The organism is Blastococcus brunescens (genome assembly GCF_035320885.1).
Taxonomy (GTDB): Bacteria; Actinomycetota; Actinomycetes; order Mycobacteriales; family Geodermatophilaceae; genus Blastococcus_B; species Blastococcus_B brunescens.
The window spans coordinates 1,732,867-1,755,291 of the sequence record NZ_CP141261.1 but is presented as its reverse complement, the minus strand read 5'-3'; the positions used below and the strand labels follow the sequence as shown (position 1 = coordinate 1,755,291).

Genomic DNA, 22,425 nt, shown 5'->3' with positions numbered 1-22,425 from the left:
CGAACGAGTCGGACGTGCTGCTCACGACCACTCCTCGCTGTCCCCCGCAAGCGGGTGGTGCCCCCAGCAGGGCGTGCCCGCTCGCGGGGCTGCTGTGCTCATGCGTTCGCTCGCAAGCTCGCTCACGGTGGGGCGGTACTCCTCAATGGTCGTGCGTGCCCGCCGGCGGGGTGCTCCGGCAGGCGACCGGTGGGGAAGACCGGTGGACAGGTGCCTGCGTTCGGTGGTGCGGGGGCCGGTGGGTCGATCCTCGCACTGGAAGCTGTCTACGCCGAGGGTCTGACAGGACGTGTCTCCTCACAGGCGGACCGATCCGTCACACCCGTCCCGGCGACCGCAGCGACCGGCGCATGGTGACGTGCAGGATCCCTGCCTCCTCGTACTCGCCGCCCACGGCCTCGTACCCCGCGCGCTCGTAGAACCCGCGCGCGGTCACCTGCGCGTGCAGCTCGATCTCGCGCACCCCCGCAGCGCTGCCTGTCGCTGCAGCTCGGCGAGGACGGCGGCGCCGTGCCCTCGCCCGCGCGCCGCGGCGTCGGTCGCCATGCGCCCCACGGTGGCCGTCCCGTCGTCCCGCAGGAGCAGCCGCCCGGTGGCCACCACGCGGCCGGAGCCGTCCCGGCTGAGCGCGTGGAGCGCCGTGGCGTCGGCGGCGTCCTGCTCGATCTCCGGCGGGACGCCCTGCTCCTGGACGAAGACCCGGGTGCGCAGAGCCAGCACGTCGGGCCAGTCGGCCGGTGTCACCAGCGCCGCGGTCACCGCTGGTGCCGCCCGAGCGCCCCGTGCTCCCCGGCTCCGCCGCCCGCCCCGCAGGCAGGGCCTTCGCCGGCACGAGGAGGAAACGCAGGTCGATGAGCACGTGCAGGAGGACGGGCAGGAGGAGCGACCCGGTGTCCAGGTAGATCGCGGCCATGATGCCGCCCAGGACTCCGGTGGTGACGACGCCGACCCGCCCCTGGTAGGCGTGGGCGAGGCCGAACGCCACGCCCGCGACGACCACCAGGGCCGGCGTGGGCAGCCCACCGACGGCGGCGACCACCGCGAGGAAGAACCCGCGGTACAGCCACTCCTCGCAGACGCCGGCGGTCACGCCGACCAGCGTGAACAGCCGTCGCTCCCGCGCCGTCCGGGGCAGCACGGCCAGCGTGGCGTGACCGGGTGGCTCGGCGTGGCGGCCCTGGCCGGGCGGGGAGGAACCCGGCCGGCGGACCGGCTCGCCGGCCTCCAGCAGCGCCCCACCGCGCAGCGCGCGGGTGGAGACGGCGACGAACAGGAGCACCAGCGCGATCACCAGGAGCGTCAGCGCACCCGGCCACTGGTGGGGCCAGCGGAGCCCGACGTGGCCGGCGGTGACGCCCGGCGCCGAGAGCCAGACGACCAGCGCGAGCACGGCCAGGCCCCACTCGAGCACGAGCAGGCGGCCGTAGAACGAACGGCGGGCGCCGGGATCGGTGCGCAACCGCCCCTCGAAGCGGCGGTGCAGCACGTGGCCGACCACCGGCTCGCCGACCACCAGGTAGACGGCCACCACGACCGCCGCGAAGGATGCGGCGCCGAAGTCGGCGAGGGAGCCCGGCAGGTCGCTCACGCCGGGCTCAGGCCTCCGCGCGCAGCAGGGCCAGCGCGCCGGCGAGGTCGGCGGGGTACCCGCTGGTGAACTCGACCCAGCGACCGTCCGCGGGATGCGGGAGGCCCAGCCGGACGGCGTGCAGCCACTGCCGCTGCACACCCAGGCGGGCGGCGAGCGTCGGGTCGGCGCCGTAGGTCGTGTCCCCGACGCAGGGATGGCGCAGCGCGGAGAAGTGGACCCGGATCTGGTGGGTCCGCCCCGTCTCCAGCCGGACGTCCACCAGGCTGGCCGCGGGGAACGCCTCCATCACCTCGTAGTGCGTGATCGACGGCCGTCCGCCCTGCACCACCGCGAAGCGCCAGTCGTGCCTCGGATGACGGTCGATCGGGGCGTCGATCGTCCCGCGCGACGGATCGGGGTGGCCCTGCACGAGGGCGTGGTAGCCCTTCTCGACCGTCCGCTCCTTGAAGGCGGCCTTGAGCGCGGTGTAGGCGCGCTCGCTCTTGGCGACCACCATCACGCCGGTCGTCGCGGCGTCCAGCCGGTGCACCACCCCTGGCGCTCGGCGGCGCCCGACGTCGATATCCGGTAGCCGGCCGCGGCCAGGCCGCCGATGACCGTGTGCCCGTCCCAGCCCGGGCTCGGGTGCGCGGCCACGCCCACGGGCTTGTCCACCACGACCATGTCGTCGTCGTCGTGGAGGATCGACATCCCGACGACGGGCCGGGGCGCGGCGGGCTCGCCCGGCGGCGGGGGCAGTTCGACCTCCAGCCAGCTGCCACCGGTGAGCCGGTCACCCTTGCCACGGACCCGCCCGTCGACCACCACGTTCCCGGCGTCGGCGAGGTCGGCCGCGGCGGACCGGGTGAGACCGAACAGCCGGGACAGCGCCTGGTCGACCCGCTGCCCCTCCAGCCCGTCGGGGACCGGTAGCGCACGGGTCGTTCCGGGGGCAGGTGGGGTCACGCGACCTATTGTGACGTGCTGCCGTCCCGACGGACGGCGACGTCGTGGGCCGTCGACCGGTCCTTCGCCGTCGAGCCGTCGAACTCGATGCCACGCAGCGCCAGGATGGCGCCGAGGATCCCGCCGCACACGATCGCGGAGTCCGCGACGTTGAACACCGGGAAGACGCTGCCGTCGGGACCGAACACCGACAGGAAGTCCACCACTCCCCGCGCAGGAAGCCGGGGTCGCGGAACACGCGGTCGATGAGGTTGCCCAGCGCGCCGCCGAGGACCAGGCCGAGCGTCACGGCCCAGGCGGTGGAGAACATCCGCCGCGCCGTCCGCACGATCACCACCGCGACGACGGCGGCGATCAGGGAGAACACGATCGTGAAGCCCTCGGCGAAGGAGAAGGCCGCTCCGGTGTTGCGCAGGTTCGTCAGGTACAGCGCGCCACCGAGCACCCGGATGTCCTCGCCCGGCTCGATCGTGGCGACGACGACCAGCTTGGTGATCAGGTCGGCCACCAGGATCGCTGCCGCGAGGGCGAGCAGCAGGCGCGCCCGTGGCCGGCGCCTGGGGGCCGGGCCCGGGGTCTCGGGCGGATCCGGCTGCTCGCTCACCTCGACGACGATAGCCGCGCCGCCGTCGGAACCGTGCTCACGCGCCGCCCGGGTCGCCGGGCGCCAGCCAGGCGGCCGCGTCGGTGGGCAGGCCCTCGGTGCACGGGGCGCTGGAGAGGAGGACCCGACCCTGTCCGCTCAGGCCCAGCGGCTCGGTGGAGAAGTTCACGACGCAGCGGAACGACGCGCCGCGGTCGAACGCGAGGACGTCGCGGCTCGTGTTCTGCCAGGTCATGCCCGTTCCCGCCAGGTCTCGCCGCAGGCGGAGCGCCGTGCGGTACAGCGCGAGCGTCGACTCCGGGTCCGAGCGTTGGGCGGCTGCAGTGGACGCCGCCCAGTCCGCCGGCTGCGGCAGCCAGGGGTCGGCGTCGTCCGCGGTGAAGCCGAACGGCGGCCGATCGCCCTCCCACGGCAGAGGCACTCTGCATCCGTCGCGACCCCGGACGGTGTGGCCGGAGCGCTCCCACGTCGGGTCCTGGAGCGTGGACTCCGGCAGGTCCTCGACCTCCGGCAGACCGAGTTCCTCGCCTTGGTAGACGTACGCGGAGCCCGGCAGCGCGAGGGTGAGCAGGGCGGCCGCCCGGGCGCGGCGGCGCCCCAGCGCGAGGTCGGTGGACGACGCGGGCAGCGGGGCGCCCCCGAAGGCCGCTCCTGTGTGCGCCCGCCCGAAACGGGTTACGTGCCGCGTCTCGTCGTGGCTGGACAGCACCCAGGTCGCCGGCGCCCCGACGGGTTCCAGCGCGGCCAGGGTGCCATCGATGACATGCCGCAGGGCGCCGGCCTCCCACGGGGCCGTCAGGTAGTCGAAGTTGAAACTGGTGTGCATCTCGTCGGGGCGCACGTATCGGCTCAGCCGCTCGGGACCGTTCACGACCGCCTCGGTGACGAACAGCCGGCCGCCCGGATAGGAGTCCCCGATGCGGCGCCAGCGCCGGAGGATGTCGTGCACCTCGTCGACGTCCCAGTGCGGGTTGTCCACCCAGAGGCGCGACTCGAACGCCGCCCCGGGCCCGTGCCCGGCGTCGGGCAGCCCGGGGCCTTCGCCATGGCCGGTGCGGCATCCACCCGGATGCCGTCGATGCCACGGTCGAACCAGAACCGCAGGATCGCGTCGAAGTCGTCCCGGACCCCTGGTGCTCCCAGTCGAGGTCGGGCTGCTGCGGGGCGAACAGGTGCAGGTACCACTGCCCCGGTCGCCCGTCCGGCTCCCGGGCCCGCGTCCAGGCCGGGCCGCCGAAGGCGCTGATCCAGTCGTTCGGCGGCTCGGCTCCCCCAGCCCTCCCGTCGCGGAAGAAGAAGCGCTCCCGCTCCGGCGAGCCCGGGCCGGCGGCGAGGGCGGCGATGAACCAGGGGTGCCGGTGCGAGGTGTGGTTGGCGACCAGGTCGATGATCAGCCGCAATCCGAGGGCGTGCGCCTCAGCCAGCAGCGCATCGGCGTCCGCGAGGGAGCCGAAGCGCGGGTCGATGTCGCAGTAGTCGCTGACGTCGTAGCCCCCGTCGGCCATCGGCGACGGGTACCAGGGCGTCACCCAGATGGCATCGACGCCCAGGTCTGCCAGGTAGGGCAGCCGCCGCCGGAGCCCGCCCAGGTCCCCGATCCCGTCCCCGTCGGAGTCGGCGAAGCTCCGGAGGTACACCTCGTAGACGACCGCGTCACGCCACCACTCGCCCGATCCCATCGATGCCATCCCCGAGCCTGTGCCGTGCGGACCGGCCACCCTCCAGGGTCCCGCGCGCAGCCTGCGAGGCGCGGGAGGAGGGCGGTCCTCCATCAGGCCGAGGCTGCCGTGGCCCCACCCCGCTGCGCACCGGCCGGCTGGGACTGTGAGTCCTCGAGCTGCTCGACGCGGTCCTGGGTCGCCAGCCGGGTCAGCTCGGCGCCGGCCTCGGCGTCACGGGTGAGGTTCTCCCCGACTCCGGGTCGAACACGTGCACCTTGCGGCTGTCGAGCCAGAACTCGGCCTCGCGGCCCTCGCGGATGCGGCTGGTCGCGTCGATCGACACGATGGCCTGGGTCCGGAGCTCCTCCGCGTCCAGCTCGCGGGACAGGTCGCGCAGCTGGGTCTGGATCGCCTCCGGGGCCTCGTACGGGATGTAGGCGTACTGGGAGTCACCGAGCCATTCGGTGACGTCGACCCGAGCCCGGAAGATCGAGCCGAGCGGCCGCTTGGCGTCGTCGACGAGGAGGCGTCCTCGAAGTACTCCGGGCGGATGCCGACCAGGAGCAGGTCGCGACCGCCGACGGCCGCCGCCCGCTTGTCGTCGAGTTCGATGTCGCCGAACGGCGTCTTGAGCCGGTTGCCCTCCGGGGTGGCGGGCAGGAAGTTCATCGGCGGGGAGCCGATGAAGCCCGCGACGAACAGGTTGACCGGCTGCTCGTAGAGCTCGCGCGGTGAGGCGACCTGCTGGATCTTGCCCTTGCGCAGGACGCAGACCCGGTCGCCCAGTGTCATGGCCTCGGTCTGGTCGTGGGTGACGTAGACGGTGGTGATGCCCAGCCGGCGTTGCAGCCGGGAGATCTCGGTGCGCATCTGACCGCGCAGCTTCGCATCGAGGTTGGACAGCGGCTCGTCGAAGAGGAATGCCTCGGCCTGGCGGACGATCGCGCGGCCCATGGCCACGCGCTGCCGCTGACCACCGGACAGGTTGGCCGGCTTGCGCTCCAGGTGCTCCTTGAGCTCCAGGACGTCGGACGCTTCCGTGACGCGGCGGCGCACCTCGTCGTCCGGGGTCTTCGACAGCCGCAACGGGAAGGCGATGTTCTCGTACACCGTCATGTGCGGATAGAGCGCGTAGTTCTGGAACACCATCGAGAGGTTGCGGTCACGCGGCGCCAGGTCGTTGACGCGCTTGCCGCCGATGATCATGTCCCCGCTGGTGATGTCCTCGAGGCCGACGATCATCCGGAGCAGCGTGGACTTCCCGCACCCTGACGGGCCGACGAGGATCATGAACTCCCCGTCGGCGATGTCCAGGCTGACGTCGTTCACCGCCGGGAACCCGTCCCCGTACTTCTTGACGATGTTGTTCATCTCGATGGAGGCCATCAGTGCTCGTCCCCTCGGTGGGATGTGGTTCGGGAGGTGGTGATCGGGGGTCGGTTCACGGCGGTCAGCCCTTGACCGCGCCGTTGGTCAGACCGGCGACGATGCGCCGCTGGAAGAGCAGCACCAGGACGACGACCGGGATCGTGACGATCACCGCGGCCGCCGCGATCGCCCCGGTCGGGTCCTCGAACTGCGAGGCACCGCTGAAGAGGCCGAGCGCCGCAGGCACCGGACGGGCCGCTTCCGTGGAGGTCAGGACGATGCCGTAGACGAAGTCGTTCCAGGCGATGAAGAACGCGATGATCGCCGTGGTGAAGACACCCGGGGCGGCCAGCGGGACGATCACCCTGCGGAACGCCTGCCAGGTCGTGGCGCCGTCGACCTGGGCTGCCTGCTCCATCTCCCACGGGATCTCCCGGAAGAACGCCGACATGGTCCAGATGGAGATGGGCAGGGTCAGCGACAGGTACGGGAGGATCAGACCCGGCCAGGTGTCGTACAGCCCGATCTGGCGCCAGACGTTGAACAGCGGCGTGACGATCGAGATGACCGGGAAGATCGCCACCGCCAACGCTGTGGAGAGGATCAGCCGCTTACCGGGGAAATCCAGCCGGGCGATCGCGTAGGCCGCGAACATCGCGAGCACGCACGAGATGGCCGTGGCGATCAAGACGATGCCGAATGAGTTCCGCAGCGCCGGGAGGAACAGGTCGCTGGCGCTGCCGGTGAGAACCGCCTCGTAGTTCACCCAGGACGCGATCGTCGGCAGGAACTGGCCGTTGGCGATGTCCGAGGGCGCCTTGAGCGAGATGGAGATGATCCAGGCGATCGGGAACAGCGCGTACAGCACGATGACCGCCCCGCCGACCCACCACAGGACCTTCTTGCGTGTGGACATCGGTCACTCCCCCGCGCCTGGGACAGGTCGATTTTGAAGCCCTTGATGAAGCTGAATGCGATCAGCACCACGGCGATGAACAGCAGGACCGAGACCGCGGATCCCAGCCCGATCTCCAATCGGGCGATTGTCTGTCGGTAGGCCAGGAACGACACCGACTCCGTGCCGTTCGAGCCGCCGGTCATGATGAAGATGCTGTCGAAGACACGGAAAGCGTCGAGGGTGCGGAACAGCAGGGCGACCATGATCGCCGCCTTCATGTTCGGGATCGTCACCTTCCACAGCCGCTGCCACCACGTCGCGCCGTCGACCTGCGCGGCCTCCTGCAACACTTCGGGAACCTGGGCGAGGCCGGCCAGCAGCAGCAGCGAGATGAAGGGCGTCGTCTTCCAGATCTCGGCGAGGCAGATGACCAGGATCGAGGTGCCCCAGTCGCCGAACCAGTCGGTGTTCGCGGACACCCCCGGTATCCAGGCGAACCACGAGTTGACGAAACCGGTGTTGATGTCGAAGGCGAACTGCCAGGCGAAGGCCGACACGACCGTGATCACGGCGTACGGGATGAGGATGGCGGCTCTGAGCACAGGCCGGAGGGCCTTGAGCGCCTTCGCCATCACCATCGCCAGGCCGAAGCCCAGCACGAGCTCCACCGCCACCGTCACCACCGTGATGAGAACGGTGACCCATATGGACTGCCACCAGAGGGGATCGCTGAGGATCACCCAGTAGTTGGTCAGCCCGATGAACTCCCGATTGGTCGGGTCGGTGAGCCGGTAGGAGAACAGCGACTCGTAGGTCGCTTGCAGGATCGGGTAGGCGGTCACCGCCAGCATCACGAAGAATGCGGGTCCGGCGAGCATCCAGCCGAGCTTCCGCTCGCTGCGGGACCTGTCGCTGATCCCGGCCTTTTTCCTCGGCGCCGACTTCGGCTGGGTCTTCTCGCCGGGCGGCAGGGTTGTCGTGCTCACAGCAGTTGCTCCCCTCGCAGGACGGCGAGAATCAGCTCACTGGCCTCTTCCCCGGTCGATCCCGGATCGATCGAGGTGGCCGGGTGGTAGATGCGTTGAAGGGCTCCCGACACCTCGCTGTAGTAGACGGTCTGCGGCCGGGGTGCGGCGTTCTCGAGCGACTCGCGGATGACCGGCGCCTGCGGGAAGACGTCGAGCACCTCGGGGTCGTCGTAGACGGTCGTCTTTGACGCGGGGTTCCCGTTGGAGATGAAGTAGTAGGCCTGGTTCTCCTCGGAGACGATGCACTCCGCGGCCTCGAAGGCGGCATCGACGTTCTCGCTGAAGGCACCCACCACCAGGTTGATGCCGCCGTAGGGAGGTGCGCTGGGCTCGTCCTCGGAGACGCGGGGGTAGAGGCTCCAGCCGTAGTCCTCGGGCACGCTCGCGTCCAGCGTCCCGGCCTCGACAGCGCCGAGCGCCCGGCCCCAGACGAACGGCCAGTTGACCATGAACGCGGCGTCGCCGTCCTCGAAGTCGGTGACGTTGGCGTCCTCCCCGGCGGTGGAGAACGCCGGCCCTCCGACCGTGGCGACGCTGTTCATCACCTCGGCGGCCGCGACGGCGGCGTCCGAGGTGAGCCCCAGCTCGATGTCTCCCGGGTCCGGCGCGGTCTCCTCGATGATGGAGCCGCCCGCAGACTCGATGAGGGCGTTGACCCACACGGTCAGGGCCTCGGCCCTGATGCCCTGCGCCGCGATCTGCGTGTCCTGCTCCTCGGCTGCCTGCACCAGCTGTTCCCAGGTGACCGGCTCCTCCATGTCCAGTCCGGCCGCCTCGGCGACCGACTGCTTGTACCAGAGCAGCTGCGTGTTGGCCCAGAAGGGGACGGCGACCAGTTCCTCGTTCCACGTCGACCCGTCAATGGCGCTCTGGACGACGTCCTCGGTCACCCGCTCCGCGACGTCCTCGGGCACCGGGGCCGTGAAGCCGGCTTCGGCGAACTCCGGGATGTAGGGCGGGTCGAGGCTCACGAGGTCGATCGAGGAGTCCTCGGCGGCGAGCCGGCGGACCAGCTGCTCGCGCTGCTGGGAGGACTCACGCGGCAGCTGCGCGGTGTCGATCCGGTACGCACCCCGGCCTCCTCGGTGCAGCGGCTCGCGATCTCGACCTGGCCTCCGGCGTCCGGGTTGATGTACCAGGTGAGCGTGTCCGCCCCTCCGTCGTCACTGCCGCACGCGGCCAGGGTGCCGACGGCCATCAGAGCGGCGGCCGTGCCCGCGACCGCTCGTCGTCGGGGCAGCCTCCCGCTCGCGGCTCGCGGAACGGTCGACCCTGCGTTGGGTCGTCCCTGGCCAGCAACTTTCGGCATTCGTCATCGCCTCCGTTTGGCGCGACAGCAACAGGTGGTCACCGCGGTCTTCGGAGCGTGGTGCAGGTCACAGGGGTGTCAATTCGAACCGTTGCGGCGCCGTGATCGTGACCGACTCGTCATCCGCCGACGGTGGTGCATCAGGTCTCCGAGAGTTCCGCCCGCACCGACGGCGTGGTGATCTCCTCCGGCGTCTGCGGCAGCACGTGGGCGACATAGGACCTCGTCGCCTCCGGCGTCCCGACGTCGCGCCGGGCCTTCTCCGACAGGAACCACCGGTGCTCGAGCACCTCGTGGAAGATCTCCGCGGGCGCCAGCCGGCCGGCCAGCTCGCGTGGGATCGCCTCCACCACCGGCTGGTAGACCTCGGCGAGCCAGCGGTGGGCGGCGAACGACTCGCTGACCGGGTGCCCGGTCTTCTGCTCCAGGTGGGCACGGAAGGCGACGATGTCGCCCCGCAACCGACGGGCCTGGCGCTCCTGCACCTCCAGGCCGGTGAGCCGCAGCAGTTCGCGGCGGTGCTGGCCGGGCTCGGCGACCCGCGTCTCCACGCGCAGCCGGGCGCCCTCCGGCGAGGTGATCAGCTCCACCTCGCCGACGTCGAACCCCAGGTCGTTGAGCCGCCGCAGCCGCTCGGTGATCCGCCACTGCTGCTCGTCGACGCCAAACACCTGCTCAGCGGTCACCTCCTCCCACAGCGCGTCGTAGCGCGCGGGCAGACCGGCGGCGACGTCGATGGGGTCGATGCTCTCGGGCAGGAGCCCGCCGAACTGCAGGTCCAGCAGCTCCGCGCCCACTCGTTCCCGGGCGAGGTCGACGTCGTAGGCGCGCAGCCTCGCGGAGAGCGACGGGTGGCGTTCGGCGGTCTCGGCGTCCACCAGGTAGGCCGCGAGCGCCCCGGCGTCGGGCCGGAACAGGGTGTTGGACAGCGAGCAGTCACCCCAGAAGATCCCGGCCAGGTGCAGGCGGACCAGCAGCTCCACCATGGTGTCGAGGAGCTGCTCGGCCGAGTGCTCGGCCCGGGGCGTGGAGAACAGCCAGCGGTAGGACATCGAGTACTCGAGGTAGCGGGTGACGAGGATGGCCTCCTGGTCGTCCGGCCGGTCGACGCAGATGCCCAGGACCGAGACCGTCGGCAGCCCCTCCTCCTCGAACTGGCCCAGCAGCGCGTACTCGTGGCGGGCGAGGCGCTCGTTGATCTCCTTCAGCGCGAAGACCCGTCCTCCGGTGGCCACGAAGCGGACCACGTGCCGCGAGATGCCCCGCTGCGGCACCTCCAGCAACAGGGCGGGGTCCCACTCCGCCAGCGGCCTGTCCCAGGGCAGGCTCAGCAGGCCCGTCGCCTCGGCGGCGGGAGGCCTGAACAGGAACCGCATGCCGCGCTCCCACCCGTGGACGGCGCCATCGCGCTCACGATGCCACGGCAGGTGCCCTCCCGCAGGGTTCCCACCGCGAGCCCTCGACGTTCCTGGAGCGGCCACCCTTCCGGGGCCTGCGCCGAGCCCGGTGACGTCCTGGAACGGCCACCCTTCAGGGGCCCGCGCCGAGCCTGCGAGGCGTGGGGGAAGGGTGGTCCTTCGTCAGTCGAGGTCGCTGGCCCGTCCTTCCTCTCCCCGCCAGCCGGCCAGCCGCCCGGCGCGGCTGACCGCGCGCAGCCGCCGTTCGGCCTCCGGCCTCGACCGCCTGGCCGACACGAGCAGCGCCTGGTCGCCGCGCATCAGCCGGGTCGTGTCGTCGGGGACGAAAGCGCGCCCGTCGCGGACGATCAGGACCACCGCGGCGTCCTCGGGCAGCCGCAGCTCCGGGAGGTACACACCGTGCAGCCGGGAGCCCGACGGCACGGTCATCTGCATCAGGTCGGCATCGAGCTCCTCGAGGGGTGCCGACTCCACGTCCACGTCGCGCGGCGCGACCGGCGCGGCGATCCGGAGGCGCCGGGCGACCCACGGCAGCGACCACCCCTGCACCAGGGTGAAGACGACCACGAGGACGAACACAGTGTCGAAGATGTTCTCCGCGCCGGGCACGCCCGCCGTCAGCGGAAAGGTGGCCAGGACGATGGGGACGGCGCCCCGCAACCCGGCCCAGGACACGAAGGCCTGCTGGGCCCAGGGCCATCGGAACGCCGCCAGGCTCACCACCACCGAGATCGGCCGGGCCACCAGGAGCAGGGTCCCGCCGACCACCAGGGCCGGTCCGAGGGCGTCCAGCAACCGGGACGGCGAGGCCAGGAGCCCCAGCAGCACGAACAGGCCGATCTGCGCCAGCGAGGCCATGCCCTCGGCGAAACCGATGCTCGCCGAGCGGTGCGGCAGGGCGGCGTTGCCGAGGACGACGCCGGCGAGGTAGACCGCGACGATGCCCGAGGTGGCCGCCAGGGTGGCGACCGCGTAGGCGAGCACGCAGAGCGCGAGCACGGCCAGCGGGTAGAAGCCGGCCAGCGGGAGCGCCACCCGCCGCAGGAGCGCGGAGCCGGCGAGCCCCAGCGCGATGCCCAGCACGGCGCCACCCACCAGCTGCCCCATGACCTGCGGCACCACCAGCCACCAGGCCGCGGCGTCGGCGTCGGTCAGGTAGGCGGCCAGCGTCGTGACGAGCAGGATCGCCGGGGCGTCGTTGAGCCCGCTCTCGGCCTCGATCGCGGCGGCGAGCCGACGCGGCAACGGCAGCCTGCGCAGGGCCGCGAACACCGCCGCCGCGTCGGTGGACCCGATCACCGCCGCGAGGAGGAGGGCGAAACCCCAGGTGGCGCCCAGCAGCCAGACGGTGACCGCCGCGGTGATGCCGACGCTCACGGCAACCCCGACGGTCGCCAGCGTGAGGCCGGGGCCGATGGCGCGGCGCACGTCGGACCAGCGGGTGGTCAGGCCACCCTCGGCCAGGATGATGACCAGCGCGGCGACGCCGAGGTTCTGGGTGAGCTCGGCATCCTCGAACTGCACACCGAGCCCGGCCTCCCCGATCGCCAGGCCGAGGCCGAGATAGATCAGCAGGCTGGGCAGGCCGAGCCGGTCGGCCAGCCGGAGGGCGACCGCGGCGACGAGCACGACGACGGCACCGATCGCCATGGCGACGGTGACCGTGGTGTTCACCGGGCGCCGTCCATGGGGGCAGTCTCCCGTACGCCGCGACGCCTCCCTCCGGGCACTCGGACGCGCCCGCAACCCGTTTGGCGGGTCGGGGAGAATGGTCGCCGTGAGCTCTCCCTCCCCGCCGGTCCCTTCGCCGCGCTGCCCCCGCAGGTCGACCTGCCGGCCATGGAGCAGCAGATCCTGCAGCGCTGGGAGGAGGGCAAGGTCTTCGACCGGACGCTGGAGGCATCGGCCGGCAGGCCGCAGTGGGTGTTCTACGAGGGCCCGCCCACGGCCAACGGCCGCCCGGGCACGCACCACATCGAGGCGCGGGCGTTCAAGGACGTCTTCCCCGGTTCAAGACCATGCAGGGCTTCTCGGTGCCGCGCCGCGCCGGCTGGGACTGCCACGGCCTGCCGGTGGAGATCGCGGTCGAGCAGGAGCTCGGCTTCGCCGGCAAGCCCGACATCGAGCGCTACGGCATCGCCGAGTTCAACGCCCGCTGCCGCGAGTCGGTGGAGCGGCACGTGGACTCGTTCTCCGAGCTCACCCGGCGCATGGGCTACTGGGTGGACATGTCCACGGCCTACTGGACGATGGACCCGGCCTACATCGAGAGCGTCTGGTGGTCGCTCAAGCAGATCTTCGACAAGGGGCTGCTGGTCGAGGACCACCGCGTCGCGCCGTACTGCCCGCGCTGCGGCACCGGCCTGTCCGACCACGAGGTCGCCCAGGGCTACGAGACCCTCACCGACCCCTCGGTGTACGTCCGGCTGCCCGTCACCAGCGGCGAGTGGGCCGGGAAGGCGGACCTGCTGATCTGGACGACGACGCCGTGGACGCTGCCGTCCAACACCGCCGTCGCCGTGCACCCCGACGTGACCTACGTGGTCGCCCGTCGGGCGGGTGGGGAGAACGGCCCCGCCGGCACGTTCGTCGTCGCCGAGCCGCTGCTCGGCGCCGTCCTCGGCGAGGACGCCGAGGTGCTCGCGCGCACGACCGGCCGCGACTGGGAGCGGGTCAGCTACCAGCGGCCGTTCGAGCTGGTCGAGTTCCCGACCGACGCGCCCACCCACTACGTGGTCCTGGCCGACTACGTCACCACCGAGGACGGCACGGGCCTGGTGCACCAGTCCCCCGCGTTCGGCGCCGAGGACCTCGCAGTGTGCCGCGGCTACGGCCTGCCGGTGGTCAACCCGATCGACCCGACCGGGCACTTCCTCCCCGAGGTCCCGCTGGTCGGGGGCCACTTCTTCAAGGCCGCCGACGCGGCACTGGTCGAGGACCTGAAGAACCGCGGCGTGCTCTTCCGCGAGCTGCGCTACGAGCACAGCTACCCGCACTGCTGGCGCTGCCACACGCCGCTCATGTACTACGCGCAGCCGTCCTGGTACATCCGCACCAGCCAGATCAAGGACCAGCTGCTCGCCGAGAACTCGACGACGAACTGGTACCCAGAGAGCATCAAGAACGGCCGCTACGGCGACTGGCTGAACAACAACGTCGACTGGGCGCTCTCCCGCGACCGGTACTGGGGCACGCCGCTGCCGATCTGGCGCAACGACGCCGACCCGAGCCGGCTGGTCGCCGTCGGCTCGCTCGCGGAGCTCTCGGAGCTGACCGGCCGCGACCTGTCCGACCTCGACCCGCACCGGCCGTTCATCGACGACGTGACCTTCACGCTGCCCGGTGAGGAGGGCACGTTCCGCCGGGTCCGCCAGGTCATCGACGCCTGGTACGACTCCGGGTCCATGCCCTTCGCCCAGTGGGGCGCGCCGCACCGGAACAAGGCGGAGTTCGAGGCCGCGTACCCGGCGCAGTTCATCTGCGAGGCGATCGACCAGACCCGCGGCTGGTTCTACACGCTGATGGCGGTCGGCACGCTGGTGTTCGAGAAGAGCTCCTACGAGAACGTGCTGTGCCTGGGCCACATCCTCGCCGAGGACGGCCGCAAGATGAGCAAGCACCTGGGCAACATCCTCGAACCGATCCCGCTGATGGACCGGCACGGCGCCGACGCCGTCCGCTGGTTCATGCTCGCCGGCGGCTCCCCTGGTCGGCCCGGCGGGTCGGCCACGAGACGCTGTCGGAGGTGGTCCGGAAGATCCTGCTCACCTACTGGAACACCGCCAGCTTCTTCACCCTGTACGCGTCGGCCAACGGCTGGGGAGGGCGGGGGACGACGTAGCGTCGCCGTCACCGGCGCCCGCGGACCGGCCGCTGCTCGACCGCTGGGCGCTGGCCGAGCTGGCCGCCGTCACCGACGGGGTCACCACCGCGCTGGAGGACTTCGACACCCAGGGCGCCGGCCGGCTGATCGCGCAGTTCGTGGACGACCTGTCCAACTGGTACGTCCGCCGGTCCCGGCGGCGCTTCTGGGACGGCGATCCCGCCGCCCTGGCCACGCTGCACGAGGTGCTCGACGGCCTGACCCGGCTCATGGCGCCGTTCACCCCTTCGTCACGGAGGAGGTCTGGACCCGTGCGGTGCTGCCCGGCCACGGGGCGGACGCCCCCGACTCGGTGCACCTGGCCACCTGGCCGGCCGTCGACGAGAGCGCCCGGGACGACGCACTCGTCGGCCAGGTGGACCTGGTCCGCCGGCTGGTCGAGCTGGGCCGCTCCGCCCGGACGTCGGCCAAGGTCCGCACCCGGCAGCCGCTGGCCCGCGCCGTCGTCGCGGCGCCGGGCTGGACGTCGCTCCCCGCGACCTGGTCGGCGAGGTGGCCGACGAGCTGAACGTGGCCGAGTTGTCCGAGCTGTCCGCGGTCGGCGAGCTCGTGGACGTCAGCCTCAAGGTCGACTTCCGGGCCGTGGGGCGCCGGCTGGGCAAGCAGGTCCAGGCCGTCGCTGCGGCCGTGGCCGCGGCCGACGCCACGGCGCTGACCGCCGCCTACCGGGCCGGTACCGCGACCGTGGAGGTCGACGGGGTGCCCGTGCCGCTCGAGGCCGGGGACCTGATCGTCACCGAGACGCCTCGGGAGGGCTGGACGGTGGCCAGCGGCGGCGGGCTGACCGTGGCGCTGGACCTCACGCTGACCCCGGAGCTGGAGCGTGCCGGGCTGGTCCGCGAGGTGGTCCGCCTGATCCAGGAGGCCCGCAAGTCCAGCGGCCTGGAGGTCAGCGACCGGATCGAGCTGTGGTGGACCGCCGACGGCGCCATGGCCGAGGCGCTCACGGAGCACGGCGAGCAGGTGGCGGGCGAGGTGCTCGCCGCGGCGGTCCACCCCGGGACGGCCGGCGAGGGCGCCGCGTTCGACGGGCCCGAGGGCTTGCGCTTCTGGGTGGCCCGCGCCTAGCTCAGGAGCTGCCCGCGGCCTTCCTGTCCCGGGCGCGCTGGGCGAGGGTCCGGTCCGGCGCGCAGACGGCGCACGGGGTGAAGCCGTCGGTACGCGCCTCGTCGAGGGGCAGCGGGATCGGGGTGTGCCCGGCCAGGTGGACGCAGCCGTCGACGTGGTAGCGAGGGTGCTCGTCGACGACGAGCACCTCGTCCTTGAGGTCGACCACGACGAGCAGGTCGGTGACCTCGACCTCCTCCACCGGTGGGTCGGCGAGGTCCGCGGCGGGAGTCGCCCCGGCCACGGACGCCGCGGTCGCCCCGCCGGGGCGGCGGAGGCGGACGCTGCCTCGGGCACGGCCGCTGCCCCGGCGGCCGGTGGTGGGCGCTGGCGCGCGCGGACGACGTCGTGGCCGGCGTACCGACCGTGGCGGTCCCGGCGGCCGGCCGGGGGACTGCGTGAGCTTCCGCCGGGCCAGGAAGAGGAGGACCGCCGCGACGACGCAGACGGCGACGCACCCCCAGTAGAAGGCCGTCACCCCGGTGAGGATGCCTCCCAGGAACAAGCCGAGGCCGAGGAGCACGCAGAGTCCGGCAGCCACGATCACGCTGCGACTCTAGAAGGACCCTCTCCTCCGCACACCTCGCAGCGTCCGCGGGCCCCGCGGCGACGTCGGCACGCGACAGGGCCCCGGACGGTGTCCAGGGGCCCTGTCGGACGAGCTGTCGTACGTGCCGTCGTGGTGCTCGCCCCGGAGGGCGCGCGCGTCAGGCGGGGGCGTGCTGGTTCTGCCGGTTCGCGGCGGCCGGCTCGGCCGACCCGCGGGTGTCCAGGTCGCGCAGGTGCGACTCCAGGTAGGACCGCAGCCGGGTGCGGTACTCGCGCTCGAAGGTCCGCAGCTCCTCGATCTTGCGCTCGAGGCTGCTGCGCTTCTCCTCGAGGCCGCTCATCGCCTCGACGTGCCGGCGCTCGGCGTCCTGCTCGAGCGCCGCGGCCTTGGCGCGGGACTCCCGCTCCATCGTCTCGGCGTGGGTGCGTGCCTCACCGACCATGGTGTCGGCGCGGTGCTTGGCCTCGGCGACCATCTGCTCGCTCTTGGTGCGGGCGTCGGTCATCAGCCGCTCGCTGTTGGTCTTGGCGCCGGTGAGCATCTGCTCGGCCTGCGCCTTGGCCTCGTTGACGTAGCGGTCGGCCGTCTCGGTGGCCAGGGCCAGCATCCGGGAGGCGCGGGCGCTGTCGTCCTCGCGGGGCTGCTGCGCCGGCGGCGGCGGAGCGGCCACCGGGGCGGGCGCGGGCGCCGCCGCGGGCGCCTCGTCCATGCGGCCGCGCCCCACACCGGCGCGCAGCTCGTTGTTCTCCTCGATGAGGCGGGCCAGCTCGGCCTCCACGACGTCGAGGAACGCGTCGACCTCGTCCTCGTCGTAGCCCCGCTTGCCGATGGGCGGCTTCTTGAAGACGACGTTGTGCACGTCGGCAGGCGTGAGTGGCATCCGGGTCACCTCGGGTCGGACGGCGAGAACGAGGACGTTCTCGGACGGGCGGCGGCTCTGGTCCCGATGGACTCAGCCATAAGCGAGCGAGTCCGTGATGTTCTTGAGAACGAGGACGGCGATCAACAGCACCATAAACCCGAGGTCCAGTCGGATGGACCCCAGGTTCAGTGGCGGGATGACCTTGCGCACCGCCTTCAGCGGCGGATCGGTGGTGGTGTACACGACCTCGAGCCCGGCGGCGACGAGGCCGGTAGGACGCCAGCTACGGGCCAGCACCATCACCCAGTCGACGACGAAGCGCGCGAAGAGCAGGACGAGGAAGACGAGGAGCACCGTAGAGACGATCTGCCAGAAGAGAGCCACGGTCCTCGTTCGGTCGGGGCACCTCGCGTGCCTTGTCCACGGTCGCGCGAGCTCTCCCCGCGCAGGCCTCAGGACTGGTTGAAGAAGCCGCCTTCGCGGATCCGCGCCTTGTCCTCGGCCGTCACGTCGACGTTCTGCGGGCTGAGCAGGAACACCTTCGCCGTGACGCGCTCGATACTACCGCGCAGTCCGAAGGACAGTCCCGCAGCGAAGTCGACGAGCCGCTTGGCGTCGGAGTCGTCCATCTCCGTCAGGTTCATGATGACCGGCATCCCGTCCCGGAACCGCTCCCCGATGGTCCGCGCCTCGTTGTAGGTGCGCGGGTGCAGCGTGGTGATGCGGTACGGCTGCGGCACGGGTGCGGGCTCGACGACGGCGACCGGCTCACGGACGGCCAGCTTGGCCGCGGTGGCACCCACCGGGCCGCTGCCGTTGGCGGAGCCGGCATTCATCACCGAGCCGCCGACCGTGGCGGAGGCGTTACCGGCCATGACGGAGCCGTTGATGGCGCGCGCCGGCCCGGCGCCGGCGCCGGCGGGGGCCAGCCCGATCGGGCGCACGGCGCGGTCCCGGCGGGGCGTGAGCGGCTCGGGCTCGCGGACCGGGGGAGCTCGTCGCCGAGGTCGTCCTCGGCGTAACCGCCGGCCGCGTACTCGTCGTCGTAGTGGCCGTCGTAGCGGTCGTCGGCGTACCGGCCGCCGTAGCGGCGGTCGCTCTCCGGGTGCTCGGACTGGCGGGCGTCGTACCGGCCGTAGCCGCGGGCGTCGTCGTCCTCGACGAGCCCCAGGTAGATACCCATCCTCCGCATGGCTCCGGCCATCGGACCTCCCCTCTGCTGGTGTCCTCAGCGTCGCGTCTGAGTGCGATCGGCCGGGTCCGCGGGGTGCTCCCGAGGACCGGGTGGCCGGTGTGACTCGTGTGGCTGGTGAGTTCTGATCTCGTCGCAGGGTAGGGGCCGATCCCCGAAGAGCGCGGTTCCGACACGCACGAGCGTGGCGCCGGCTGCGATCGCCGCTTCCAGGTCCCCGCTCATGCCGGCGGACAGGTCGACGGCCCCGGGATGGTCGGCCCGCACCCGCGCCGCCAGGGCGGCGAGGCGGTCGAAGGCGCCGCGCGGGTCCTCCCGCGCGGGGCGACCGCCATGAGGCCGCGCAGCCGGAGGCCCGCCGCCCCGACCACGTGGTCGGCCAGGGCCGGTACGTCGGCCGGGAGGGCGCCACCACGCGGTGCCGTTCCACCGGGCTCGCCGCCGAGGTCGACCTGGAGGAACACCTCCACGGGGCGCCCTGCCTGCTGACCGGCGCGGTCCAGGACCCCGCCAGCGACGCCCGGTCCACCGAGTGCACGACTGCGCCGACCCGGGCCACGGTGGCGGCCTTGTTGCGCTGCAGCTGCCCGACGAAGTGCCAGCGGAGCGGGACGTCCACCAGCTCGGCCGACTTCTCCTGCAGCTCCTGCGCGCGGTTCTCGCCGAAGTCGCGGTGGCCGAGGCCGGCCAGGGCGCGCACGTCCGCGGCCGGCCAGGTCTTGCTCACCGCCAGCAGCTGCACCGACGACGGGTCCCGTCCGGCCGCCCGGGCGGCGGCGGCGATGCGCTCCCGCACCGCCCGCAGGTTCTGCTCGAGGTCGGCCATGCCGCCGATCCTCCTCCGTCAGCCGATCCAGACGAGTCCGGCCTGGCGGCCGGTGACGCCGTCGCGGCGATGGGAGAACAACTGCGGGTCCTCCACCGTGCAGCGGAGATCCTGCACGACCTCCGGGATCCCGGCGCGGCGCAGGATCTCCTCCACTCCGGCCCGCAGGTCGAGACCGGGCGTCCCGCTCCGGGTACGCACCGCAGCGGAGGGCGCGACTCGCGCCACGTCGGCCTGCATCCGCACGGGCACCTCGTAGCACCGGCCGCACACCGCCGGGCCCAGGAGCGCGGTCACGTGGCGCGCGCGGGCCCCCAGGCGGGCCATGGCCGACAGCGCGGCCGGCAGGACGCCCTGCCGGACGCCCTCGCGACCGGCGTGCACCGCGGCGACCACACCGGTCTCGTGGTCGGCCAGGAGCACGGGGACGCAGTCGGCGACCAGGACGCAGAGCACCAGCCCGGGCGTCGCGGTCACGAGTGCGTCGGTGTCGGCGACGGGCCCGTCCTGGGGGCGGTCGACGGTGGCGACGCCGGTGCCGTGCACCTGCGACATCCACACGAGCCGGTCCTCGGGCACCGACAGCTCGCGGGCGACCCGGCTGCGGTTGGCGGCGACGTCGGCCGGGTCGTCCCCGACGTGGTCGCCGAGGTTGAAGGAGTCGTAGGGGGTACGGGACCGGCCGCCCCGCCGGTCGGTCACGACCCTGCGGGGTCGGACCGTCGACGGAGCGGCCGGGGAGGTGCTCATGTAGGCGAAGCCTACGAGGTGACGCTCTGGAACGGCCCCGTCCAGGGTCCCGGCCTGAGCGTGCGAAGGCCGGGGAGGACGGGGGTCCTTCGATCAACCCTTCAGGAACTCGGGGATGTCGAGCTCTTCCTCGAAGTCCTCGTTGGACAGCGGACGGCGACCGGCGACCGGTCCGGGGATCGGCGGGAGCGGGGGCACGGTGATCCCCCGCCGTTCGCCACCGGGGCCGGACGGGACGACGTCCCCGTGGGAGCGGCCGGCACGGGCGCCGGAGCGGCACCGTTGGCCGGCCCGGGCGCCGCCTGGGTGACCTGGGGGCGACCCGCCGCTCCCCCGCCGGCTGGTTGGCCGCCGGGCTCATCGGCCGGCGGTAGGGCGGCAGCCCCGCCGGGGCGGCCGCGGCGGCACCCGAGGAGGCACCCGTGACGACACCGGACGTCCCGGCGTCCTTGCGGGAGCTGGGACGCCCGCTGTCGAAGCCGGCGGCGATGACCGTCACCCGCACCTCGTCACCGAGGGCGTCGTCGATGACGGCACCGAAGATGATGTTGGCGTCGGCGTGCGCGGCGTCGGAGACCAGCGAGGCTGCCTCGTTGATCTCGAACAGACCCAGGTCCGAGCCACCGGAGATCGACAGCAGCACCCCGTGGGCGCCTTCCATCGAGGCCTCCAGCAGCGGGCTTGCGATCGCCTGCTCGGCCGCCAGCAGCGCACGGTTGTCGCCGCGGGCGCTGCCGATGCCCATGAGCGCCGAGCCCGCCCCGGACATGACCGACTTGACGTCGGCGAAGTCGAGGTTGATCAGGCCGGGCGTGGTGATCAGGTCGGTGATGCCCTGGACACCGGAGAGCAGCACCTGGTCGGCGGTGCGGAAGGCGTCCATCACGCTGACGTTGCGATCACCCAGCTGCAGCAGCCGGTCGTTCGGGATCACGATCAGCGTGTCGCACTCGTTGCGCAGCTCCTCGATGCCCGACTCGGCCTGGACGGCCCGCCGCTTGCCCTCGAAGGCGAACGGGCGGGTGACCACGCCGATGGTCAGCGCCCCGAGCTTGCGCGCGATCGACGCCACGACGGGCGCGCCACCGGTACCGGTGCCGCCGCCCTCGCCGGCGGTCACGAAGACCATGTCGGCCCCCTTGAGGACCTCCTCGATCTCCTCGCGGTGGTCCTCGGCGGCCTGGCGGCCCACGTCGGGCTGGGCGCCCGCGCCCAGCCCGCGCGTCAGCTCGCGGCCGACGTCGAGCTTGACGTCGGCGTCGCTCATCAGCAGCGCCTGGGCGTCGGTGTTGATCGCGATGAACTCGACCCCCTTGAGGCCGACCTCGATCATGCGATTGACCGCGTTCACCCCGCCGCCGCCGATACCGACGACCTTGATGACCGCTAGATAGTTGTGCGGAGGTGTCATGCGGTGCTCCCCAACTGGACCCTCATCCTCAAGTTCAGCCTTACAGTTATGTCAACTAGGTCGACAGGGACGAAGTTAGGACCGGCCGAGAGGCCGACACAAACACCCTCCGGGGGTCGGCGTGTCGGCCAGAGCGGATCGCACGGAACACTGCCGACCCGTTGGTCACATCCGCACCACTGACTGTGACGACCCGCGCCCGGAACGTCTCATCCCGGGGTGCAGACCCGGTGTGGCGTCCGAGGCGGGAACTCGGAAAAGTGATGTCGCGTGTCGGGCGTGTCGCGGCCCGTGGCGTGTCGACGGGCGTGGGTTCCGAGAGCGGTGCGAGAGCACGGAGGCACCCTGCGCGACGGTCGCCTCCGCAGGCCGCTGGCTCAGGCCCGGGGAACACGCCCCATGAGGAAGAACTCCTCGTTCGGCGGGATCGCCGCCCAGTGGGCGAGCCGGTTGGAGAGGGCGAAGAACGACACGATCGCCCCCACGTCCCACACGTCGTCGTCGGTCAGGCCGTGTTCGCGCAGTGCGGTGAGGTCGTCGGGGGTGACCTCGACCGGCGTCACCGCCAGCCGTACGGCCACCTCGAGGACGGCGAGCATGCGGGGCGGCAGCGGTGCCTTGCGCCAGTCGACCGCCACCTGGTCGGCCAGGTGCGGGTCGCGGGCACGGATCCGCACGATCGCCCCGTGCGCGATCACGCAGTAGAGGCAGTCGTTGGCGGCGCTGGTGGCCACCACGATGACCTCGCGGTCGGCCTTCGACAGGCCTGGCGTCTCCTTGTCCATGAGCGCGTCATGCATGGCGAAGAAGGCGGCCGCCTCCGTCGGTCGCCAGGACAGCGCCGCGAAGACGTTGGGCAGGAACCCCGACCGCTCCTCCACGGCGGCGAAGCGCTCGCGCAGCTCGGCCGGCAGCTCCTCCCTCGCGGGGACGGGAAACCGGCTCACCGCCGTTGCTGCGGTCCCGGAGGACGGGGACTCGGGCGGGCGTGGACCAGCAGCGTCGGACATGGCGCCATGGTG

The 22,425-nt window shown here is 72.3% G+C and carries 22 protein-coding genes and 6 pseudogenes; 3 read left to right on the top strand and 25 right to left on the bottom strand.

All coding sequences use genetic code 11. The features are described 5' to 3' along the window. Positions 1-316: 316 nt before the first annotated feature. The 16 genes and pseudogenes from U6N30_RS11685 to U6N30_RS11610 form a co-directional block, all read right to left on the bottom strand. Positions 317-436, bottom strand: coding sequence for a GNAT family N-acetyltransferase (locus U6N30_RS11685; RefSeq protein ID WP_324278257.1), 120 nt, complete (start codon positions 434-436; stop codon positions 317-319). After that, positions 433-720: a GNAT family N-acetyltransferase gene (locus tag U6N30_RS11680; protein WP_324278256.1), complete on the bottom strand. Its 288-nt coding sequence runs from the start codon at positions 718-720 to the stop codon at positions 433-435. The genes U6N30_RS11685 and U6N30_RS11680 overlap by 4 nt, the downstream gene beginning before the upstream one ends. Before the next feature lie 136 nt (positions 721-856). Continuing rightward, positions 857-1,138, bottom strand: a pseudogene (locus U6N30_RS11675) (CPBP family intramembrane glutamic endopeptidase); the annotation flags it as partial. A 457-nt stretch (positions 1,139-1,595) separates the two neighbouring features. Then, on the bottom strand, positions 1,596-2,123 hold the full coding sequence (locus U6N30_RS11670) for an RluA family pseudouridine synthase (protein ID WP_324277432.1): 528 nt from the start codon (positions 2,121-2,123) through the stop codon (positions 1,596-1,598). After that, complete coding sequence (locus U6N30_RS11665; RefSeq protein WP_324277431.1) at positions 2,087-2,536, bottom strand: S4 domain-containing protein; 450 nt, start codon at positions 2,534-2,536, stop codon at positions 2,087-2,089. The genes U6N30_RS11670 and U6N30_RS11665 overlap by 37 nt, the downstream gene beginning before the upstream one ends. Positions 2,537-2,541: 5 nt before the next feature. Further along, positions 2,542-2,742, bottom strand: a complete 201-nt coding sequence (locus U6N30_RS11660) for a signal peptidase II (protein ID WP_324277430.1) — start codon at positions 2,740-2,742, stop codon at positions 2,542-2,544. A gap of 86 nt (positions 2,743-2,828) precedes the next feature. Continuing rightward, a pseudogene (locus U6N30_RS11655) lies at positions 2,829-3,044 on the bottom strand (signal peptidase II); the annotation flags it as partial. Between the two features lie 133 nt (positions 3,045-3,177). Next, complete coding sequence (locus tag U6N30_RS11650; RefSeq protein WP_324277429.1) at positions 3,178-4,119, bottom strand: alpha-amylase family glycosyl hydrolase; 942 nt, start codon at positions 4,117-4,119, stop codon at positions 3,178-3,180. A 211-nt stretch (positions 4,120-4,330) separates the two neighbouring features. Further along, a pseudogene (locus tag U6N30_RS33765) lies at positions 4,331-4,819 on the bottom strand (alpha-amylase family glycosyl hydrolase); the annotation flags it as partial. A gap of 213 nt (positions 4,820-5,032) precedes the next feature. After that, positions 5,033-6,187 carry an ABC transporter ATP-binding protein gene (locus U6N30_RS11640; protein WP_479690594.1) on the bottom strand — a complete coding sequence of 385 codons (1,155 nt, stop codon included), beginning with the start codon at positions 6,185-6,187 and terminating at the stop codon, positions 5,033-5,035. A gap of 64 nt (positions 6,188-6,251) precedes the next feature. Continuing rightward, on the bottom strand, positions 6,252-7,037 hold the full coding sequence (locus U6N30_RS11635) for a carbohydrate ABC transporter permease (RefSeq protein WP_324277428.1): 786 nt from the start codon (positions 7,035-7,037) through the stop codon (positions 6,252-6,254). Beyond that, on the bottom strand, positions 6,932-8,053 hold the full coding sequence (locus U6N30_RS11630; RefSeq protein ID WP_324277427.1) for a carbohydrate ABC transporter permease: 1,122 nt from the start codon (positions 8,051-8,053) through the stop codon (positions 6,932-6,934). The genes U6N30_RS11635 and U6N30_RS11630 overlap by 106 nt, the downstream gene beginning before the upstream one ends. After that, positions 8,050-9,075, bottom strand: coding sequence for an extracellular solute-binding protein (locus tag U6N30_RS11625; protein WP_324278255.1), 1,026 nt, complete (start codon positions 9,073-9,075; stop codon positions 8,050-8,052). Before U6N30_RS11625 ends, U6N30_RS11630 begins: the two co-directional genes overlap by 4 nt. Next, positions 9,063-9,293, bottom strand: coding sequence for a hypothetical protein (locus U6N30_RS11620; RefSeq protein ID WP_324277426.1), 231 nt, complete (start codon positions 9,291-9,293; stop codon positions 9,063-9,065). The genes U6N30_RS11625 and U6N30_RS11620 overlap by 13 nt, the downstream gene beginning before the upstream one ends. A gap of 251 nt (positions 9,294-9,544) precedes the next feature. Next, on the bottom strand, positions 9,545-10,780 hold the full coding sequence (locus U6N30_RS11615; RefSeq protein ID WP_324277425.1) for a DUF4032 domain-containing protein: 1,236 nt from the start codon (positions 10,778-10,780) through the stop codon (positions 9,545-9,547). Positions 10,781-10,984: 204 nt separating this feature from the next. Then, positions 10,985-12,496 carry a potassium/proton antiporter gene (locus tag U6N30_RS11610; protein WP_324277424.1) on the bottom strand — a complete coding sequence of 504 codons (1,512 nt, stop codon included), beginning with the start codon at positions 12,494-12,496 and terminating at the stop codon, positions 10,985-10,987. Between the two features lie 12 nt (positions 12,497-12,508). Between U6N30_RS11610 and ileS the strand changes: the two are divergent. The 3 genes and pseudogenes from ileS to U6N30_RS11585 all read left to right on the top strand — a co-directional run. After that, positions 12,509-14,457, top strand: a pseudogene (gene ileS, locus U6N30_RS11600) (isoleucine--tRNA ligase); the annotation flags it as partial. A gap of 70 nt (positions 14,458-14,527) precedes the next feature. After that, positions 14,528-15,213: pseudogene (locus tag U6N30_RS33760) on the top strand (class I tRNA ligase family protein). Continuing rightward, a complete protein-coding gene (locus U6N30_RS11585) occupies positions 15,198-15,773 on the top strand; it encodes a DUF5915 domain-containing protein (protein WP_324277423.1) in 576 nt (191 codons plus the stop codon). Before U6N30_RS33760 ends, U6N30_RS11585 begins: the two are co-directional and overlap by 16 nt. A 1-nt stretch (position 15,774) precedes the next feature. Here the strand turns inward: U6N30_RS11585 and U6N30_RS11580 are convergent, their stop codons facing one another. The 9 genes and pseudogenes from U6N30_RS11580 to U6N30_RS11540 all read right to left on the bottom strand — a co-directional run bounded on the left by U6N30_RS11580 (position 15,775) and on the right by U6N30_RS11540 (position 22,350). Further along, positions 15,775-16,359: a hypothetical protein gene (locus U6N30_RS11580; RefSeq protein WP_324277422.1), complete on the bottom strand. Its 585-nt coding sequence runs from the start codon at positions 16,357-16,359 to the stop codon at positions 15,775-15,777. A gap of 160 nt (positions 16,360-16,519) precedes the next feature. Beyond that, the gene (locus U6N30_RS11575) at positions 16,520-17,242 is read right to left on the bottom strand and encodes a DivIVA domain-containing protein (protein ID WP_324277421.1); all 723 of its coding nucleotides are present in this window, start codon (positions 17,240-17,242) and stop codon (positions 16,520-16,522) included. A gap of 72 nt (positions 17,243-17,314) precedes the next feature. Further along, positions 17,315-17,608 (bottom strand): YggT family protein, encoded by a 294-nt coding sequence (locus tag U6N30_RS11570; protein WP_324277420.1) that lies wholly within the window; start codon positions 17,606-17,608, stop codon positions 17,315-17,317. 68 nt (positions 17,609-17,676) lie between these two features. Beyond that, complete coding sequence (locus tag U6N30_RS11565; protein WP_324277419.1) at positions 17,677-18,099, bottom strand: cell division protein SepF; 423 nt, start codon at positions 18,097-18,099, stop codon at positions 17,677-17,679. Then, the gene (locus tag U6N30_RS11560) at positions 18,060-18,428 is read right to left on the bottom strand and encodes a hypothetical protein (RefSeq protein ID WP_324277418.1); all 369 of its coding nucleotides are present in this window, start codon (positions 18,426-18,428) and stop codon (positions 18,060-18,062) included. The genes U6N30_RS11565 and U6N30_RS11560 overlap by 40 nt, the downstream gene beginning before the upstream one ends. A 209-nt stretch (positions 18,429-18,637) precedes the next feature. Next, entirely contained in the window at positions 18,638-18,886 is a 249-nt protein-coding gene (locus tag U6N30_RS11555) for a hypothetical protein (RefSeq protein WP_324278674.1), read from the bottom strand. Between the two features lie 374 nt (positions 18,887-19,260). Further along, positions 19,261-19,992, bottom strand: coding sequence for a peptidoglycan editing factor PgeF (pgeF, locus tag U6N30_RS11550; RefSeq protein WP_324277417.1), 732 nt, complete (start codon positions 19,990-19,992; stop codon positions 19,261-19,263). Positions 19,993-20,518: 526 nt separating this feature from the next. Then, positions 20,519-21,325: pseudogene (gene ftsZ / locus U6N30_RS11545) on the bottom strand (cell division protein FtsZ); the annotation flags it as partial. 455 nt (positions 21,326-21,780) lie between these two features. Beyond that, positions 21,781-22,350 carry a peroxidase-related enzyme gene (locus tag U6N30_RS11540; RefSeq protein ID WP_324277416.1) on the bottom strand — a complete coding sequence of 190 codons (570 nt, stop codon included), beginning with the start codon at positions 22,348-22,350 and terminating at the stop codon, positions 21,781-21,783. Between the last annotated feature and the right edge of the window lie 75 nt (positions 22,351-22,425).